We start from the raw sequence: 17611 nt of genomic DNA on the forward strand, positions 1-17611 counted from the left end.
CGAAAAAGCCAACGCACATTGACCTTTATAGCCGGGTGACGCGGAGTGTTCCACCGTAAAAGGCCGCAACGGTTCCGAGGAGTTTCCGGGCTCGATGCCCTCTGGCTGCAAGGCAACGATCTGCGCGTCGAAGGCAAGGCCGACTTGCGGCTGGGCGTCGAGCGAGTTTTCGTTGTCAATGTGCGACTTGGGAAGCTACCGACATCAATTCCTGGGAATTCGGAGCCTGAAATGTCTGGAGCCCAGCCTCCAGAACTTCAGTGAAGCTCCAGCGCACGATTCCCTCCCTGTCGATTAGGAACTGACCGACAAGCTGCCCGTGGTCTGCAGTCATCATCTGCTGATCGGCCTCCGTAATCTGATATCCTTCCTTCTCGTTGAGAAATTCGTCCATTGCCATCACGCCCATAGGCTCGGGCAACTCGCCCGGAAGATCGATCCGTATCGCCATGGCCGTGTCGAGCCCGACCTCGCGTAAGCCGAAGGCTTGGTGCGAAGCCCGTACCGGGTCGGAAGCAGCAAGAAGATCGGGTATCGGATGGTAACGGAAATAGAGCCGCGCGCGTTCGACCGGGGTGTTTACCACCGCCAGGGATTGGACGCCTTTCTCACGCAGCACCGGGTTGAGATATGCCATGGCCGCGACGTGGCGCCGGCAGAACGGACAATGCAGGCCTCGAAACAAACCGATCAACAACGGGCTGCGGCCTCGAAAATCATCAAGTGCGATTTTCCCCTCGCGAGAGATCGCATCAAAGACAACGTTCGGGACCCGGTCGCCCGGTTGTAGCGGATGGTCGACATAGAGCGTGGACATGGACAACCTCCTCGGGATCAGTCGAGAAAAGGCGCCACGTTAAGTGCTTCGAGGTCTAGATTGAGCGTTGCAAGGCCTGACCTCTCGTTTTACCGCACCGCCAGGATCCGATCTAAGAATGGTCCTACATTGGCCCGCGGGCAAGCGGAAAACAGCGAATCGTGAATGGGAAAAGTCCGTTTTCTGCAAACTCTGACTTTTTTAGCGGCCGTAGAGGCCGACACAAAAAATTGAGCTGGGGGACCAGCCAATTTTGCGTTCAAGCAGCGGGGGGCCGCGTAGCGCAAAGTCTCAGGTTCTGATCGGTTCTTTGCCGTTCGACAGGGAATCCGCCAGCCCTGCAGCCAGTGGATTCGGCTGCGGTGAGGGGCCAGTCTTGCTGGCCCCTTATCCCTTGTCAGATATCGCTCGCAGCGCTCGACCAGAGGTCGGCCGCTTCGGCTGCCGTCATGCGCCGTACTTCGGCTTCGTGGCTGCGGCTGGCGAAGAGTTCGCTCGCCATGATCTGCTCGGCAAGATCGGCCGGAAGCGAGAGGATGACGCGGGCTTCCCCATTGTGCAGGCCGCCGAGTTCCGTGCGCTTGCCGGTCACCATGCCGCCGGCGACCGTGTTGTTGGTCTCCGGATCGATCAGGATGAAGGAGCCGGAAAGCCGGTTCTGCTCATAGGGGTCGAAGATCGCCGCTTCGTCGAAGACGAGCCGGACTTTGCCGATGGCGTTCATGTAGAGCCGCTGGGCGGCGTTCCAGGTGCCGGTCTTCAGCTCCAGCTGGCTGAGCGGCTGCACCTGCACGCGCTGGCGGCGGCTGCCGCTCTTCAGCCAGTAGCGCTTGCCGGGCTCGATACCCTCAGGCTGCAAGGCAACGATCTGCGCGTCAAAGGCAAGGCCGACCTGCGGCTGGGCGTCGATCGAGACGATCATGTCGCCGCGCGCCACATCCACCTGGCGGTCGAGCACCAGGGTGATCGCATCGCCGGCAACGGCGGCGTTGCGGACGAGATCGAAAGTGACGATCTTGGAAACATTGGCGACCATGCCCGACGGCAGGATCATAACGCTGTCGCCCGGCTTGACTGAACCGCCGGCAACCGTGCCCTGATAGCCGCGGAAGCTTTCGCCGGGACGCGAGACGCGCTGGACGGAAAGGCGGAAGCCGACCGTCTGCGACGAGCGCACGGTGGCAAGCTCCAGCGTTTCCACCAGCGTCGGGCCGGTATACCAGGGCATGGCGGCCTGGCCGGAATAGACGACGTTTTCGCCCTTCAGCGCCGACATCGGAATGGCGGTGATCTGCTTGACGCCGAGCGACAGGGCAAATTCCCGGAAATCATGGCTGATCTTGTCGAAGCCGGCGCGGTCGTAGCCCGTCAGGTCGATCTTGTTGATCGCGAGCACGAACTGTTTGATGCCGAGCAGCGAGGCGATCGTCGCGTGACGGCGCGTCTGCTCGAGAATGCCGAAGCGGGCATCGACGAGCAGGATGGCGAGATCGGCGGTCGAGGCGCCGGTCGCCATGTTGCGGGTATATTGCTCGTGGCCGGGCGTGTCGGCGACGATGAAGGAGCGTTTGTCGGTCGAGAAATAGCGATAGGCGACATCGATGGTGATGCCCTGTTCGCGCTCGGCCTGCAGGCCGTCAAGCAGCAGCGCGAAGTCGGGCAGGCCGAGATCGTTCTGCTTGCCGGTGGAATCGCGCTGCAGGGTGGCGGCCTGGTCTTCCTTGACCGCCTTGGTGTCCCAGAGCAGGCGGCCGATCAGGGTCGACTTGCCGTCATCGACGCTGCCGCAGGTGATGAGGCGCAGCGGCCTGGTATCGCGCAGGGCCTTGAGCGGCTCGGCGGCGGGCAGGTTGACGACGGTTGCGGCCGAGACGGCGGTTTGGGCGGCGGTCATCTCAGAAATATCCTTCACGCTTCTTCTTTTCCATGGAGCCGGACTGGTCGCGATCGATGGCGCGGCCCTGGCGTTCGGACACCGTTGCAATTTCGAGTTCGGCAATCACCTCTTCGAGGGTGGTGGCCTGTGAGCGGATGGCGCCGGTCAGCGGAAAGTCGCCGAGGGTGCGGAAGCGGATCATGCCTTCCTGGCGGACTTCGCCGGGCAGCAGTTCCAGGCGCGGATCCTCGGCCAGGATCATCATGCCGTCGCGCTCCACGAACGGCCGCTTCTTGGCGTAATAGAGCGGCACCAGCGGAATGTCTTCGGCCTGAATGTAGCGCCAGATATCGACTTCGGTCCAGTTCGACAGCGGGAAGGCGCGCACGCTCTCGCCCTTGCGGATCATGCCGTTATAGATGTTCCAGAGTTCCGGCCGCTGGTTGCGCGGATCCCAGCGATGATCGGGCGTGCGGAAGGAATAGATCCGCTCCTTGGCGCGGCTGGCTTCCTCGTCGCGCCGCGCGCCGCCGAAAGCGGCGTCGAACTGGCCGGCATCAAGCGCTTGACGCAGCCCCTCGGTTTTCATGATGTCGGTGAAGGCGGCCGATCCATGCGTGAATGGCGTGATGTTTTCGGCCTTGCCGCGCGGATTGATGTGTTCGATCAGATCGAGATCGTACTTCTTCGCGGTCTCGTCGCGGAAGGCGATCATCTCGGAAAATTTCCAGCCGGTGTTCACATGCAACAGCGGGAAGGGCACCCGGCCGGGATAGAAGGCCTTGCGCGCCAGATGCAGCAGCACCGAGGAATCCTTGCCGATCGAATAGAGCATGACGGGACGCTCGAATTCGGCCGCAACCTCGCGGAAGATGTGGATGGATTCGTTTTCCAGCGCTTTCAGATGCGGGTCGAGCGGTGCCTTGGCGCTCTGCGGATTGCTGAGTTCCGTATCCGGACGGCTATCGGGCATGTCTTACTCCAGACTGTCGATCCTTTGCGGGTGCCCGCAAAGCAATTCCTTGGTGTTGACTTTCCCAAGGCTGCGGCGGTCGCCGCGCCCTGATTGGGAAAGCCGTGAGATGATTTACTGTGCGGCGATCGCTGCGGCCTCTTCGGCGACATGCAGGCCGCATTCGCGCGTCTCGTCCTGCTCCCACCACCAGCGGCCGGCGCGTTCCGGCTCGCCGGGCTTGATCGCCCGGGTGCAGGGTTCGCAGCCGATCGAGGGATAACCGCGAGCGTGCAGAGGATTGACCGGCACGCCGTTTGCGGAAACGAAGGCCTTGATCGCCTCCAGGTCCCAATCGGCGAGCGGATTGACCTTCAGCAGATGTCGTTCGGCGTCATATTCGGCAAAGGGCGTTTCGGCGCGGTTGGCCGATTGGCCGCGGCGCAGGCCGGTGATCCAGATCGCAGCACCTTCAAGGGCACGTGCAAGCGGCTTCAGCTTGCGCACGCCGCAACAGGCATGGCGGGCCTCGACGCTCTCGTAGAAACCGTTGAGGCCGTATTGCGCCGCATAGGCGTCGATATCGGCCTTTTGGGGCTCGAAACGATGGATATGGATGTCGTACTGGCTTTCGGTCTCGTCGATCAGCGACAGCGTCTCGGCAAAGAGCCGGCCGGTCTGCAGCGTCGCGATATCGATCGGCAGGCGGTGCGTGCCGATCTCGGCGGTGATCACCTGGTCCTCGATGCCGAGTGACGTCGTGAACACCACGCGGCCGCCGAGGCCGGAGACCAGCGACAGACGTCCGGCAAGGTCGAGGCCTGCCAGTCGGTCGTTCAGCGCTTCGGCCTCTGCGATGGGATTGTTAACAGTCATGGGAATCCTGTCCTTTGTTGACGGGAGTATCGCAGTTCGCGCATGGATCGGACAGAAAAAGGGATTTCGAAAGCTGCGGCCGGAGGAGCAAATATCTCTCCCAAGCTGCCGCGATGCAGAAAAGCAGCCGCCTGCGGATGAAAATCCACATCGGCAGCTCGAATGTCTATAGAAATAGTAGAGTTACACGCAGCCTGTCAATCCGAAATCTGAAGTGATGCCGAAAATGGTGCAGAAGACACGGTTTTGGGATAGATTAAGAGAGCTTGGCCGAGGGCGAAAAACAAGGCCAAAACTCTTGTCTCTCAAGGCTTTCTCCGGCGCGTTCAAATTCCGTTCATGCTGGTTGTGCCATAGAGGCAAAAGTACTTCCGTAGCGGTGCGAAGATTCGTGCCGCCTGTGTGTGTCGATGGTCAAAAATGATTACGCAAAAGGCGAAATATGCGCTGCGGGCGCTCACGGTCTTGGCTGATGCCGATGCCGACGAACCGGTGATGATTTCCGATATCGCGGCGCAGCAGAAGATCCCGAAGAAGTTCCTCGAACAGATCCTGCTCGACCTGAAACATCACGGCGTCGTTGCCAGCCGTCGCGGCAAGCAGGGCGGTTATCTCCTTCTCAAGCCTGCCCAAACCATTACCTTCGGCGAGATCCTGCGCATCATCGACGGCCCGATCGCGCCGCTTCCATGCCTGTCGATCACCGCCTATAGAAGGTGCGACGATTGCGACGGCGAACAGAACTGCCAGATCCGCCATGTCTTCGCCAAGGTCGCAGACGCCACCCGCAAGGTGCTGTTCTCCACCACCATCGCCGATGCCATCGCCCCAAAGCACAGCGCCGAAGTCACTCGACTGCTGGCTTGAGCATACGCCCGCCTCTTGCTTCAAGATTTGGTGAAATCCCTTTTCTTCCAGTCGGGATGCTCCACCTGCCTGCTCATGCTGGTAGGGAGAATATCATGTTTGGAATTTCAGCACAGCGGATCGTGGCTGCGGCCATATTCTCGGCGGCCCTCGCGACAGGCGCGGCCGCTCATCACGGCTGGTCGTGGGCCGAGGCGGATCAGATCGAGCTGCGCGGCACCATCGAGAAGATCTCCATGGGCGGACCACATCCGACGCTCGACGTTGCCACCGCCGATGACGGCGTCTGGCTCGTCGAACTCGGTAATCCACGCCAGACGGAACGCTCCGGTTTCGTCGAAGGTGTGGCCAAGCCCGGCGACCAGGTGGTGGCCCTTGGAAACCGTTCGCAGGATGCAAAAGAGAAGCGGCTGAAGGCCGTGCGCCTCACCATCGGCGAGAAGCGCTACGATATCTATCCCGACCGCATCAAGACGAACTGACCTCTGGGCGAACTGACCTGTCGTGATGGACACCCTCGAATGGCTGTCGGCTACCACGCCTGCGCTCGCGCTCCGGCGCTCCGGAACGCTCTACATGTTCGTCAACGCCGCCCATATTCTGGCGATCGGCCTTTTGGTCGGCGCCATCCTGCCGCTTGATCTGAGGCTCGCCGGCTTCTTCCGCAAGGTGCCGGTTGAGATCCTCGCGCCGTTTCTGTCGCGCGCCGCCGGCGTCGGCCTGGTCGCGGCTATTGTCACCGGCTTCTGCCTGTTCAGCGTCCGGGCGATCGAATATGCCGGCAATCCCGCCTTCCTCGCCAAGCTTTGCCTGGTCGCCCTCGGCCTTCTCAACCTGTCGATCGTGCATCTCGGGCGAGGCTGGAAAACGGCGGTGTCGACAGGTATCGTCCGGCCCGGCCTGCGCTTCTCCGCCGCCCTGTCGGCCGCGATCTGGATCGCCGCCGTGATCGCCGGACGGTGGATCGGATTTCTCTGAGGCAAAGACCCGGTTGCTGGTCTTCGATCTCATCCATAGCAACTTGCTATAATCAGATAGTTGCGCTAGATTGCAGCCATAGCAAAATGCGATACACGATTCCGGATTTATGCACGTCATCACACAGAAAAAGATCTGGGAGGCGAAAGACCGATGGCCTCAAACAGCCAATGCCCTGGATACTTGGTATCGACTGATGAAGTCGTCGGAGCCGACAGACTTCGCCGACATGAAATCACTGTTTCCGGCAATAGACAAAGTCGGGCAGCACCACGTGTTCGACATAGGCGGCAACAAGCTGCGCTTGATCGCGGTGGTGCACTACAAATTTAGGAAGGTCTATATTCAGCGGATTATGGATCATGCCGAATACGACAAAGGAGCATGGAAGGATTAGGCCGATGAGCGCACTTGTAAAACTGGTAAGCGAGCACTGGACGTATGTGGCTCCTCTTCTTGCCATGCCGGCCAACGAAGCTGAGTATGATCATCTCGTGAAGCAACTTGACGAGATTCTCGCTGAAGTGGGCGACAATGAGGACCATCCTTTGGCGTTGCTTGCGTCTCGCATGGCGGACCTTGTTGAGGCCTATGACGAGCAAAACCGCCCAATGCCTCCGGTGACTGGCGCCGATGCACTCCGTTATGTCATGGAGGAGCGCAGCCTTGGCCAGTCCGAACTGCCGGAAGTGGGCGCTCAGTCCGTCGTGTCTGAGATTTTGAGCGGGAAGCGACAAATCAATGTTCGACAAGCCCGCGCGCTGAGTGAGCGATTTCTGATACCGGCATCCGTATTTCTATCGCTCTGACGATAGACATTCCCGACGACCAGCGACGACCGGTCGGTGGCAGTGCTGCCCAATAGCTCTCTACGCTTCAGCGGTCGCTGACGGCCGCGCGGGTTGACCCGCGGCTCCTGGTTCGAACGCGCCAGCGGGTGTCTGCCGAGGACATGGTCGGCCGCCTTCTCTCCGGTCATGGTCGAGGGGCGGTTCAGGTTGGCGTAGGTGACGTGCGGGAAGATCGAGCTGTCGGCGACGCGCACCCCGCCCAAAGGCTCGCGCGGCACGGCGGCTTCAACATGCTTGTTAGAATTCGTCGCCCGAATCGTCTGCCGCGTCCATCCCACGGCCGGCCCGCCTGCTTCAATTTTCCAAGGAGGTCTTTTGATGTCGGAAAGGCATCGTAGAGCGCGACGAGCTGCACTTTGATGCACTGAGCGGGTCTCTCTCCGAGCTTCAGGTCAAGGCGGTCAGCCTCTCAGCATGCGACGAGCTTCATAAGCTTCCAGGAACTCCGGAGAGGCGACGTCATCGGCGAGCGCGCGAAGCGCAGCTGCGGAAGGACCCAGCACCACCTCAACGCGCTGATTGGCATCGGCCCACAGGGCCAATGCCTCGTGCAGGCGTTGCTCGCCGGACGTCGTCAGCATTGCGTGCTTCGTCCGGCCATCATGTTCGTCAGGCATAAGCTCGATCAGTCCGTCCCGGACGAGCGGGCGAAGGGCGTGGGTCAAAGCGGAAATGCTGACGGCAAGGCGCTCGGCGAGCAATAGCAAGGTTGGCCATCCATGGCTGCCCTCATGCAACGCTGCTATCTGGGTCAGAAGCCCGACCTGGGTCGCCTTCAGGCCGGTTGGCGCCACCGCGTCATCATAGATCTGCCCCAACCGCCGTGACGCGCGCCGGAGGGCGGTGTTTGTGCACACGAGTTCGGCCAGGAGCTCCGGCGGGGTTAGCCTGCCCGCGCGCAACTCCTCCCCTGGATCGCCAATCGAAAGTTTCTTGCCCATCCAATTAAAATAGTTGAGGGCTCATCCATTGACAAGACGACATCGCGATCATACGTAAACTTGAGCACTCAACCAAATAGGATTTTGACATGTCTGCATCATCGCTCAAGCCCGTCGCCCTTGTCACCGGCGCCTCCGCTGGCATCGGCGCCATCTATGCGGCGCGCCTCGCCGAAAGGGGCTATGATCTCATCCTCGTCGCCCGGCGGGCCGATCGTCTGAAGGCGCTCTCGGACAAGCTCGGCGCTGCCCACGGCACGAAAGTCGAGGTCGTGGAAGCCGACCTGACGAAAGACGCCGACGTCACCCGCGTCGAAAAGGTGCTGAAGGAATATTCAGCGATCACGCTCCTCGTCAACAACGCCGGCAACTCGACCTTGGCTCCAGTCGCCAAGACCGCTGAGGAAGACGCGGTCGCGATGATCGCACTCAACGTCACTGCGCTCACGCGGCTGACGCACGCCATTCTGCCTGCATTCCTCAGCCGCAACCACGGCGCGATCATCAACGTCGCTTCGGTCCTGTCCTTTCATGCCCTGCCGATCAGCGCGATCTACAGCGGTACCAAGGGCTATGTGATGAACTTCAGCCGGGGTCTGCAGCAGGAGCTGGCCGAGACCAATGTCCGCCTGCAACTCGTCATGCCGGCGGCCACGGCGACCGAACTCTGGGATTTGTCGGGCGTACCGCTGGCGTCGCTCAACCAGGCGACCGTCATGACGTCCGAAAACCTGGTCGACGCCGCCCTGGCCGGTTTCGACAAGGGCGAAGATATCACGCTGCCATCCGTTGCCGACGCCAGTCTGTGGGACAAGTTCGACCAAGCCCGATCCACACTGTTCGCCGCGACGCAGACCGGTGAACCTGCGCCCCGTTACCGCGCCGTCTAGACACCACGAAGGGTCGAGCGCACGGATTAACCCGTACGCCAGCGGCGTCGGCAGATCCGTGCGGTTGCTCGAACTTCATTTTAAGGAGCTTCCATTGCCCAGCTTGTTCGACCAATTCACGCTGAAAGGCGTCATCCTCCGAAACCGCATCGCGGTATCTCCCATGTGCCAATATTCCGCGATTGATGGCGTTCCGAACGACTGGCACGCCGCCCATCTCACAAGCTTGGCGCGCGGTGGTGCTGGCCTTGTCAACGTCGAAGCCACGGCTGTCTCTCCGGAGGGGCGGATCACGCCGGGCTGCACCGGTCTTTGGAATGATGTCCAGGCCGAGGCCTTCGGGCCGATCGTCGCCAGCATCGAAAAGGCGGGCGCGGTTGCAGGGATCCAGATCGGCCACGCCGGCCGCAAGGCCAGTGCAAACCGTCCTTGGGAAGGCGACGATCATATCGCCGATAGCGACTCGCGCGGCTGGGAAACCATCGCACCGTCCGCCATGGCGTTCGGCGGCGGCTTGGCGAAGGTGCCGCGCGCCATGACGAAGGCCGACATAGATCGCGTCCGCGGCGATTTTGTCGCTGCAGCGATCCGCGCGCGCGACATCGGATTCCGCTGGCTCGTGCTGCATTTTGCTCACGGCTATCTCGGCCAGAGCTTCTTCTCGCCGCATTCGAACCAGCGCGACGACGAATATGGCGGCAGCGCCGATAACCGTGGACGCTTTCTCCTCGAGACGCTGGCGGCCGTTCGTGAAGTCTGGCCCGAGGACCGTCCGCTGACGGCTCGCTTCGGCGTCATCGAGTTTGACGGTCGCGACCAGGAAACCCTGCGGGACGCAATCGATCTTGTCGGAAAATTCAAGGAGGCCGGCCTTGACTTCATCGACGTCAGCCTCGGCTTCTCAACCCCGGCCGCCAATATTCCCTGGGGTCCAGGGTTCATCGCGCCTTACGCCGATCAAGTCCGCAAGGCCACTGGCCTCCCCGGTGCCGCAAGTTGCAACATCACTCAGCCGGAGCAAGCGGACGAACTCATCCGAAGCGGGCAGCTTGACCTGGTTATGATCGGCAAAGCGATGCTCGCCAATCCGCATTGGCCCTACGAAGCCGCGCGCAAGCTCGGTGTCGAGCGTCCGTCCTGGACATTGCCTGCCCCTTACGCACATTGGCTCGCATCCTACCGCACTGCCTGAGTGATCGGGGCTCTCGAACAGCGTTGAGGGCCCTGTCTCCTGGCATTAAAAAACGAACCCGGCCCGCTGATTCATGCTTTCGATATCGCAGACATCGCGCCTTACATCAGACGGGTCGGGCCGTGACGGCGATCATTCTGGCGAACGCCTCGGTCGCTGGCTTTCACCGCGTCCGCCGAAGCGGTCACCTGCATGGGCGGACAAGGTAACGTCGGACGGCTCGCTTCTTATCGATCGCTGACGGCCGCGCGTGGGTTGACCCATGGCTCCCGGTTCGAGCGTGCCAGCGGCTGTTTGCCGAGAATATGGTCGGCCGCCTTCTCGCCGGTCATGATCGATGGTCCGTTCAGGTTGCCATAGGTGACGTGCGGGAAGATCGAGCTGTCGGCGACGCGCAGGCCATCGATGCCGATCACCCGCGTTTGCGGATCGACCACCGCCATCGGATCGTCCTTGGCGCCCATCCGGCAGGTGCCGCAAGGGTGATAGGCGCTTTCCAGATGTTCGCGCAGGAAGGCGTCGATCTCATCGTCGCTTTGCACGCCTTCACCCGGCTGGATCTCCGGCCCGCGATAGTCGTTGAAGGCGCTCTGACCGAAGATTTCACGGGTGAGGCGCACGCAGTGGCGGAATTTCTCCCAATCCTCCGGATGGCTCATATAGTTGAAGCGCAGCACCGGATCGGCCTTGGGGTCGGCCGAGCGCAAGCTCACGCTGCCGCGCGATTTCGACAGGTTATAACCGACATGAACCTGGAAGCCGTGGCTTTTTGCCGCCGCCTTGCCGTCATAGCTGATCGCCACCGGCAGGAAATGATACTGGATGTCAGGTTGCTTCAGTCCCGGCGCCGAGCGCAGGAAAGCGCAGGCCTCGAACTGGTTGGAGGCGCCGAGCCCGCCGCGCGAGAGCAGCCATTGTGCGCCCGCCACCCCCTGCCAGAACCACGGCAGCCAAGAATAGAGCGACACCGGCTTGGTGCTGACCTGCTGAAAGTAGAATTCCATATGGTCCTGCAGGTTGGCGCCAACGCCCGGCCGGTCTGCCTTGACCGCAATGCCCATGTCCTGCAGATGTTGGCCGGGACCGACGCCCGACAGCATCAAGAGCTTCGGCGAATTGAAGGAGGAGGCCGAGACGATCACCTCGCGGTTCGCCTTCACTACCTCAATCCTGCCGTTGCGTTCGATCTCGACGCCGGTCGCCCGCCCGTCCTCGATCACGATCCTCTGCGCAAAGCCGTAGATGATCCTGACATTGTCACGCTTCAGCGCCGGTTTCAGATAGGCATTGGCGGCAGACCAGCGGCGGCCGCCGAAGATGGTCTGCTCCATCAGACCGAAGCCTTCCTGCTTGCTGCCGTTATAATCTTCCGTCGTCTCGAAGCCCGCCTGTTTGCCGGCCTCGATGAAGGCTTGGAAGAGCGGATTGGTGAAACCGCCGCGCTGGACATGGAGCGGCCCGTCGGTACCGCGCCAGCCTTCTTCGCCGCCATGCGAATGTTCCATCCGCTTGAAATACGGAAGCACGTCGGCATAGGCCCAGCCGCTGGCGCCGAGCTCTTCCCAGCGGTTGAAGTCCTCGGCATGGCCGCGCACATAGACCATGCCGTTGATCGAGGAGGAGCCGCCGATCACCTTGCCGCGCGGCGCGGTGATGCGCCGGTTGTTGAGGTTCGCCTCCGGTTCGGACAGATAACCCCAATTATAGCGCTTCATGCTCATCGGCCAGGCAAGGGCAGCCGGCATCTGGATGAACGGCCCAAAATCGCTGCCGCCCGCCTCGATGATGATGACGCTGTTCTTGCCGTCTTCCGACAAGCGGTAGGCGAGGGCGGAGCCGGCGGAGCCCGAGCCGATGATGACGAAATCTGCTTGCATAGTCTTGTTCCCCTCGAGCTGCCATCATCCGGCTGCGTCTTGTTTTCCCAGAGCCTGCCCCTCATCCGCCTGCCGGCACCTTCTCCCCGTAAACGGGGCGAAGGGGCATGCCGCACCGGCTTCCCCCAACCTCGACGCTGCGTATGCCACGTCCCCGCGAGCGGGGGTCCGGAGGACGGGTCGAGACGAGTGGCTCGACCCCGTTAGGGTGAGGGGCAACCAGATATTCTTCAATAAGGCGCCACCACCGGCCCCATGCCCACGTAGACCGTCTTCAGTTCGGAATAATGCTCCAGCGCGGCCAGCGAATTCTCGCGGCCGAAGCCGGATTGTTTCGAGCCGCCGAAGGGGATTTCCACCGGGCAGAGATTATAGGTGTTGATCCACAGCGTGCCCGCTTCCAGCCGGTCGACGACACGGTGGGCGCGGGTGAGGTCGGCGGTGAAGACGCCGCCGGAAAGGCCGAATTCGCTGGCATTGGCGCGGGCAATCACTTCGTCCTCGGCGTCGAAATCAAGCACGCACATGACGGGGCCAAAGATCTCTTCGCGGGCGATGGTCATGTCGTCGGTGACATCGGCAAACACCGTCGGCTGCACGTAATAGCCTTCGCCGGAGACGTTGTTTGGAATGCCGCCGCCGGCAATCAGCGTCGCGCCCTCCGTCTTGCCCTTCTCGATATAGGAGATCACCTTCTCGCGTTGCGCCCAGGAGACCATCGGCCCGACCTGCGTCGCCTCGTCCATCGGATCGCCGATCAACATCGCCTCGGTGCGCACCTTCAGCCGCTTGAGGAATTCGTCCTTGATCGCCTTCTGCACGAAGACACGCGTGCCGTTCGAGCAGACTTGGCCGGTCGAATAGAAATTGCCGAGCATCGCGCCCCCGACCGCCGAATCGAGATCGGCATCGTCGAAAACAATGAGCGGCGACTTGCCGCCGAGCTCCATCGTCACATGCTTGAGGTTGCCGGCGGCAGCCGCCGCCACCCTGCGCCCGGTCGGCACCGAGCCGGTCAGCGACACCTTGGCGACGTCGGGATGGTTGACGAGCAGCGGGCCGGTGTCGCGGTCGCCCTGGATCACATTGAAGAGCCCCTTCGGCAGTCCTGCCTCATGCAGGATCTCGGCGATCTTCAGCGCCCCGAGCGGCGTGTTTTCGGAGGGTTTGAACACCATGGCATTGCCGCAGACAAGCGCCGGCGCAGCTTTCCAGCACGCGATCTGCTGCGGATAGTTCCAGGCGCCGATGCCGACGCAGACGCCGAGCGGCACCCGCTTGGTATAGGCAAAATCCTGGCCGAGCGGGATCTGCGAACCGTTGAGACCGGCCGGCGCAATACCGCCGAAGAATTCGAAGGCATCGGCACCCGAGGTCGGGTCGGCGACAACAGTCTCCTGGATCGGCTTGCCGGTATCGAGCGTTTCCAGTTCGGACAGCGCCCGGTTTCTCTCGCGCATGATGTCGGCTGCCCGTTTCAGGATGCGCCCACGCGCCATCGGGCTCATCGCCGCCCATTCCGGCTGGGCGCGTTTGGCGGCGGCGATCGCCCTTTCGACGATCGCAGGCGTTGCGGCATGCAGCCGGGCGATCACCTCGCCGGTCGCGGGATAGAGGCTCTCGATGACGGTGCCGTCGGTATCCTCGACATATTCGCCGTCGATGAAGTGCGAGGCTTTCGGCTGGGCTTTCATGTCATTTGTCCTTGGGTGGTTCGATGTGGTCGTCCCTTCTCCCTCCGGGGAGAAGGGGAGGCGGTGGCCAAAAGCGCATTCAGATAGTCTTCCGTCAGCGCGATCGAGGCTTCAATGCCGATCGGCGCGGATTTCAAACTTTGCCTGATATAGAGCCCGTCGATCATCGCCGCAGCGCCTTCGGCGATGCGTTCTGCGGCGTCATCTGGCAACAGCACTTTCAGATTGGCCAGCAGATTGGAGCGCAGCCGCCGCGCATAGATCACCAGGAAGCGCCGCGTCTCTTCCGAGCGCTGCGCTTCGGCGTAAAAGGCAAGCCAGGCGGCAATCGTCTCTGGCGCGAACTGATCGGCGTGGAAGCTGACACGGATGACGGCCGAAAGTCGCGCCCGCGGCGTCCTGGCGGCCTTAAGTGCTGCCACCGTATCGCTGCGCAACTGTCGGAGAAGCGAGCGGATCGTCTCGATCAGCAATTGTTCCTTGCTGCCGAAATAATGATGCGCCAGGGCTGGCGACACGCCGGCCTGCCGGGCAATGTCGGACATGGTGACGGCAAGCGAGCCGTGATCGCCGATCACCCGCAGCGCCGCATCGACAAGCGCCTTGCGGCGTACCGGCTCCATTCCGACCTTCGGCAACAGACCACTCCTTTGAAATCAGCGACAGGTTATTTTTGATTGACTGATCAATCAATAAAAATCTTTGCCGATTTGCTCGAACGCAGATCTTTCCCTCCCGAATTGCTGCAGCATATTCGAATCTGTCAGGAGGTGCGTCATGGCCGATGTCTTCGAGGGAACGCCGACATCTTCGCTGCAGTCGAAATGGATCTGGTTTGCCGGCCTCGGCGTGCTGCTGCTCGTCTGCGGTCTGATCGCGCTCGGCAATCTGATGCTCGCCACCGTCGTCTCTGTCTATTATGTCGGCATGTTGATGCTGTTCGGCGGCGTGATCTATCTCGTCCATGCCTTCCAGGTGCGCGGCTGGGATCACGTGCTGTTCTGGATACTGAGTGGCCTGCTTTATGTGCTTGCCGGCATCTGCGCCTTCGTCAATCCGATCCTGACTTCGGCGGCGCTGACGCTGTTTCTGTCGCTGGCACTCGTCGTCGCCGGCGTCTTCCGCACCTGGGTCGGCATGCGCATGAAGCCCACCAAGGGCTGGCGCTGGATCGTCGCTAGCGGCGTCATCACCGCTCTTGCGGGTTTCGTCATCGCGCTCGGCTGGCCGGTGAATAGCTTGTGGATCCTTGGCCTGTTCCTGGCCGCCGATCTCATCGTCCAGGGCTCGACGATGATTGCCTTCGGCATTGGCATCCGCAGTTGAAACTGATGCCGCTGACCGTTCTTTTTTGACAAGACCCGTTCTTTTTTGACAAGACTAGGACAGGGGATTAGACTTAAGGGGTTACGGACCAATCCCAGCACACGGATGGTCCGATGTGCGAATGCACCAAGGCACCGGCGAGATCGCCGAGAATGCTGAAAATGGTCATGCGTCCCCCAGAGGCAGGGTTCTGCCTGATCAGAAAAGGGAGGAAGTTCATGCCGATGGTCACCGTTTCCATCTCTCCGCAACAGGCAGCGGGCATCCGCGCCGCCGTTGACAATGGCGGTTATGCCTCGAGCAGCGAGGTCGTCCGCGAGGCGCTACGCCTGTGGGATACCAACCGCAAGCTCAATGAGTTCCGGGACGATGTTCTCGACGACGGCGCTCCATCCGGCGGCAGATGCGTCGCCGACATGTTCGCCGATCACGAGGCGGAGCGCCGTCGCTCCGCCTGAACAAGCATTTGATTGCATTGGAAAAATTGAATAAACGCGGAACGCGCAGGATACCCTTGCGCGTTTCATAAAACTTTCACACTGGCGAAAGAGTTCATTGACCCTTCTGCGGCATGTTCCGGACGAAAAAGAACAAGTCACAGTGGAGATCAGCCAAATGAAGACCGGCCACGTGAAGACTGGGATGTCCTTGGCTGCCACCGTCGCGCCGGATGTCCTGCGCCGCTACGCCAGCGACCAGATCGTCACCCTTGCCAAGCTCGTGGTCGAGAATGCCTTCCAGCCGATCGTCGAGGCCGGCACCGGCACGGTTTTCGGCTACGAATCCCTGATGCGCGGCCAGGATCGCATCGGCTACGAGACGCCGGTCGACATCCTCGACGAGGCTCACCAGGCCGGCCAGCTGCTGCAGCTCGAACAGATGGTCGCCAGCCGCGCCCTTGCCAAATTCGCGACGCTGTCGAATTTCTCCACCTCGACGCTGTTCCTCAATCTCGATGTGCGGCTCATTCCACATGGCGAAAGCCTGGTCGAGACCCTGCTGCAACACTTGCGCAAGGCCAATATTCCGCCATCCTCCGTCTGCTTCGAATTCTCCGAACGTTTCGATAATACCAGCGTGCCGGAATTTTCCGGCCTGGTTTCCAGGCTGCGGAAGGCCGGTTTCAAGCTGGCGATCGACGATTTCGGCGTTGGTCACGGCGAGATGAAGCTGCTCTGCGATTACGCCGTCGATTATCTCAAGATCGACCGCCATTTCGTCGCCGAGATCGATCGCAGCCCGCGCAAGCGCCATCTGTTGAAGAGCATCGTCAACATCGCCCATGTGCTCGGCACACGCGTCATCGCCGAAGGCATCGAGACCGAGGCCGAGTTCATCGCCTGCCGCGAATATGGCGTCGACCTCGTCCAGGGCTGGTTCATCTCCCGCCCGACGACGCATATATCGGAGCTGGCGCCGTCCTTTCCGCATCTGCAGGAGCTCGGCAAGAGCAAGCGGGGCAGCCAGTCGCTCGACGAAATCCTCATCCGCAAGCAGATCGAGCTGCTGCCGACGGTCTACGAGAACGACAGCATCGACAGCGTCTTCGAACTCTTCCGCCGCAATCCGCGCCAGGCCTACTTTCCCGTCCTCAACGCCAATGACGAGCCGCGCGGCATCATTCACGAGCATCATCTCAAGGAATATATCTACCAGCCCTTCGGCCGCGATCTCCTGAAGAACAAAATGTATGAGCGCAGCATCTCGCATTTCGTCGAGATGGCGCCGATCGTCGGCCTCGACAGCGACGCCGAGCAGCTGATGGCGATCTTCGCCAATATGGAAGGCAGCAACTGCCTGATCCTGACCGACAATATGCGCTATGCCGGCGTCGTCTCCGCCGCCTCGCTGATCAAGGTCATCAACGAGAAACAGCTGAAGACCGCGCAGGACCAGAACCCGCTGACCGGCCTGCCGGGCAATCGCGCCATCCGCGATTTCATGCGCCAGTCCGGCCGTGACGGCGATGAACTCCGCCACTTCTGCTATTGCGACTTCGACAATTTCAAGCCGTTCAACGATGCCTATGGCTTCCATCTCGGCGACCACGCGATCTCGCTGTTTGCCGCGCTGATGCGCCGTTATTTCTTCGCCGAGCGCCATTTCCTCGGCCATGTCGGCGGCGACGATTTCTTCATCGGCGTCGTCGGCTGGAGCAAGGAAGAGCTGACGGAGATCCTCGACCGGCTGATCAGCGATTTTCATGACGATGTGCGGGATTTCTATTCCGATGAGGACCGTGCCGCCGGCCGTATCCTCGGTCACGACCGCACCGGTGCCGAAGCTTTGTTCCCGCTGATGCGCTGCTCGATCGGCGTCATCGAACTGCCGCAAGGCCTCGTCATCGACGATATCAACCGCGTCAGCGCCGAAATCGCCATCATCAAGTCGGCCGCCAAGGACAGTGAGGAAGGTCTCGTCTTCCATTTGCTGGGCGAGGCGAATTGACGCCTTTGCCACATCCAGCCTTCCCA

General features: G+C 61.3%; 18 protein-coding genes and 1 pseudogene. 10 read left to right on the top strand and 9 right to left on the bottom strand.

The genetic code is table 11. From position 1 onward, the window contains the following. Positions 1-175 precede the first annotated feature (175 nt). The 4 genes from RlegSU303_RS04460 to RlegSU303_RS04475 form a co-directional block, all read right to left on the bottom strand. Entirely contained in the window at positions 176-817 is a 642-nt protein-coding gene (locus RlegSU303_RS04460) for a peroxiredoxin-like family protein (protein ID WP_151520009.1), read from the bottom strand. 397 nt (positions 818-1214) lie between these two features. Then, positions 1215-2711, bottom strand: coding sequence for a sulfate adenylyltransferase subunit CysN (gene cysN, locus RlegSU303_RS04465; protein ID WP_094086467.1), 1497 nt, complete (start codon positions 2709-2711; stop codon positions 1215-1217). Position 2712: 1 nt separating this feature from the next. Beyond that, complete coding sequence (cysD, locus tag RlegSU303_RS04470) at positions 2713-3666, bottom strand: sulfate adenylyltransferase subunit CysD (protein ID WP_003546395.1); 954 nt, start codon at positions 3664-3666, stop codon at positions 2713-2715. A 114-nt stretch (positions 3667-3780) separates the two neighbouring features. Further along, positions 3781-4521: a phosphoadenylyl-sulfate reductase gene (locus tag RlegSU303_RS04475; protein WP_151520008.1), complete on the bottom strand. Its 741-nt coding sequence runs from the start codon at positions 4519-4521 to the stop codon at positions 3781-3783. A 420-nt stretch (positions 4522-4941) separates the two neighbouring features. Here RlegSU303_RS04475 and RlegSU303_RS04480 point away from each other — a divergent pair, with 420 nt between their 5' ends. The 5 genes from RlegSU303_RS04480 to RlegSU303_RS04500 all read left to right on the top strand — a co-directional run bounded on the left by RlegSU303_RS04480 (position 4942) and on the right by RlegSU303_RS04500 (position 7175). Beyond that, a complete protein-coding gene (locus RlegSU303_RS04480) occupies positions 4942-5388 on the top strand; it encodes an RrF2 family transcriptional regulator (protein ID WP_027664993.1) in 447 nt (148 codons plus the stop codon). A 95-nt stretch (positions 5389-5483) separates the two neighbouring features. Continuing rightward, positions 5484-5870 carry a DUF6152 family protein gene (locus RlegSU303_RS04485; RefSeq protein WP_131630546.1) on the top strand — a complete coding sequence of 129 codons (387 nt, stop codon included), beginning with the start codon at positions 5484-5486 and terminating at the stop codon, positions 5868-5870. 22 nt (positions 5871-5892) lie between these two features. Continuing rightward, entirely contained in the window at positions 5893-6366 is a 474-nt protein-coding gene (locus RlegSU303_RS04490; RefSeq protein WP_017959516.1) for a DUF6644 family protein, read from the top strand. 109 nt (positions 6367-6475) lie between these two features. Beyond that, on the top strand, positions 6476-6763 hold the full coding sequence (locus RlegSU303_RS04495; RefSeq protein WP_131708496.1) for a type II toxin-antitoxin system HigB family toxin: 288 nt from the start codon (positions 6476-6478) through the stop codon (positions 6761-6763). A 4-nt stretch (positions 6764-6767) separates the two neighbouring features. Beyond that, on the top strand, positions 6768-7175 hold the full coding sequence (locus tag RlegSU303_RS04500; RefSeq protein ID WP_017959517.1) for a helix-turn-helix domain-containing protein: 408 nt from the start codon (positions 6768-6770) through the stop codon (positions 7173-7175). 67 nt (positions 7176-7242) lie between these two features. Here RlegSU303_RS04500 and RlegSU303_RS34500 read toward each other — a convergent pair. Continuing rightward, a pseudogene (locus RlegSU303_RS34500) lies at positions 7243-7414 on the bottom strand (choline dehydrogenase); the annotation flags it as partial. A gap of 204 nt (positions 7415-7618) precedes the next feature. Further along, entirely contained in the window at positions 7619-8158 is a 540-nt protein-coding gene (locus RlegSU303_RS04505; protein WP_017959518.1) for a MarR family winged helix-turn-helix transcriptional regulator, read from the bottom strand. A gap of 89 nt (positions 8159-8247) precedes the next feature. On the opposite strand from RlegSU303_RS04505, the gene RlegSU303_RS04510 reads away from it, so the two are divergent. Both RlegSU303_RS04510 and RlegSU303_RS04515 read left to right on the top strand, forming a co-directional pair. Then, the gene (locus RlegSU303_RS04510) at positions 8248-9048 is read left to right on the top strand and encodes an SDR family NAD(P)-dependent oxidoreductase (RefSeq protein WP_231283506.1); all 801 of its coding nucleotides are present in this window, start codon (positions 8248-8250) and stop codon (positions 9046-9048) included. Between the two features lie 94 nt (positions 9049-9142). Then, the gene (locus tag RlegSU303_RS04515) at positions 9143-10240 is read left to right on the top strand and encodes an NADH:flavin oxidoreductase/NADH oxidase (protein ID WP_231283847.1); all 1098 of its coding nucleotides are present in this window, start codon (positions 9143-9145) and stop codon (positions 10238-10240) included. A 227-nt stretch (positions 10241-10467) separates the two neighbouring features. Here RlegSU303_RS04515 and betA read toward each other — a convergent pair whose 3' ends face one another. From betA to betI, 3 genes are all read right to left on the bottom strand, one after another. Beyond that, a complete protein-coding gene (betA, locus tag RlegSU303_RS04520) occupies positions 10468-12117 on the bottom strand; it encodes a choline dehydrogenase (RefSeq protein WP_131630549.1) in 1650 nt (549 codons plus the stop codon). A 230-nt stretch (positions 12118-12347) separates the two neighbouring features. Then, positions 12348-13811: a betaine-aldehyde dehydrogenase gene (gene betB / locus RlegSU303_RS04525; RefSeq protein ID WP_131630550.1), complete on the bottom strand. Its 1464-nt coding sequence runs from the start codon at positions 13809-13811 to the stop codon at positions 12348-12350. Continuing rightward, the gene (betI, locus tag RlegSU303_RS04530; RefSeq protein ID WP_131623952.1) at positions 13808-14434 is read right to left on the bottom strand and encodes a transcriptional regulator BetI; all 627 of its coding nucleotides are present in this window, start codon (positions 14432-14434) and stop codon (positions 13808-13810) included. Before betI ends, betB begins: the two co-directional genes overlap by 4 nt. Positions 14435-14588: 154 nt before the next feature. Between betI and RlegSU303_RS04535 the strand changes: the two genes are divergently transcribed. From RlegSU303_RS04535 to RlegSU303_RS04545, 3 genes are all read left to right on the top strand, one after another. After that, positions 14589-15137: an HdeD family acid-resistance protein gene (locus tag RlegSU303_RS04535; RefSeq protein ID WP_017959524.1), complete on the top strand. Its 549-nt coding sequence runs from the start codon at positions 14589-14591 to the stop codon at positions 15135-15137. Between the two features lie 218 nt (positions 15138-15355). After that, entirely contained in the window at positions 15356-15595 is a 240-nt protein-coding gene (locus tag RlegSU303_RS04540) for a ribbon-helix-helix domain-containing protein (RefSeq protein WP_064647464.1), read from the top strand. A gap of 157 nt (positions 15596-15752) precedes the next feature. After that, entirely contained in the window at positions 15753-17585 is a 1833-nt protein-coding gene (locus RlegSU303_RS04545; RefSeq protein ID WP_231283508.1) for a GGDEF domain-containing protein, read from the top strand. The last annotated feature ends 26 nt before the right edge of the window (positions 17586-17611 follow it).

This window comes from Rhizobium sp. SU303, from assembly GCF_021052345.1.
GTDB classification, from domain to species: Bacteria; Pseudomonadota; Alphaproteobacteria; order Rhizobiales; family Rhizobiaceae; genus Rhizobium; species Rhizobium laguerreae.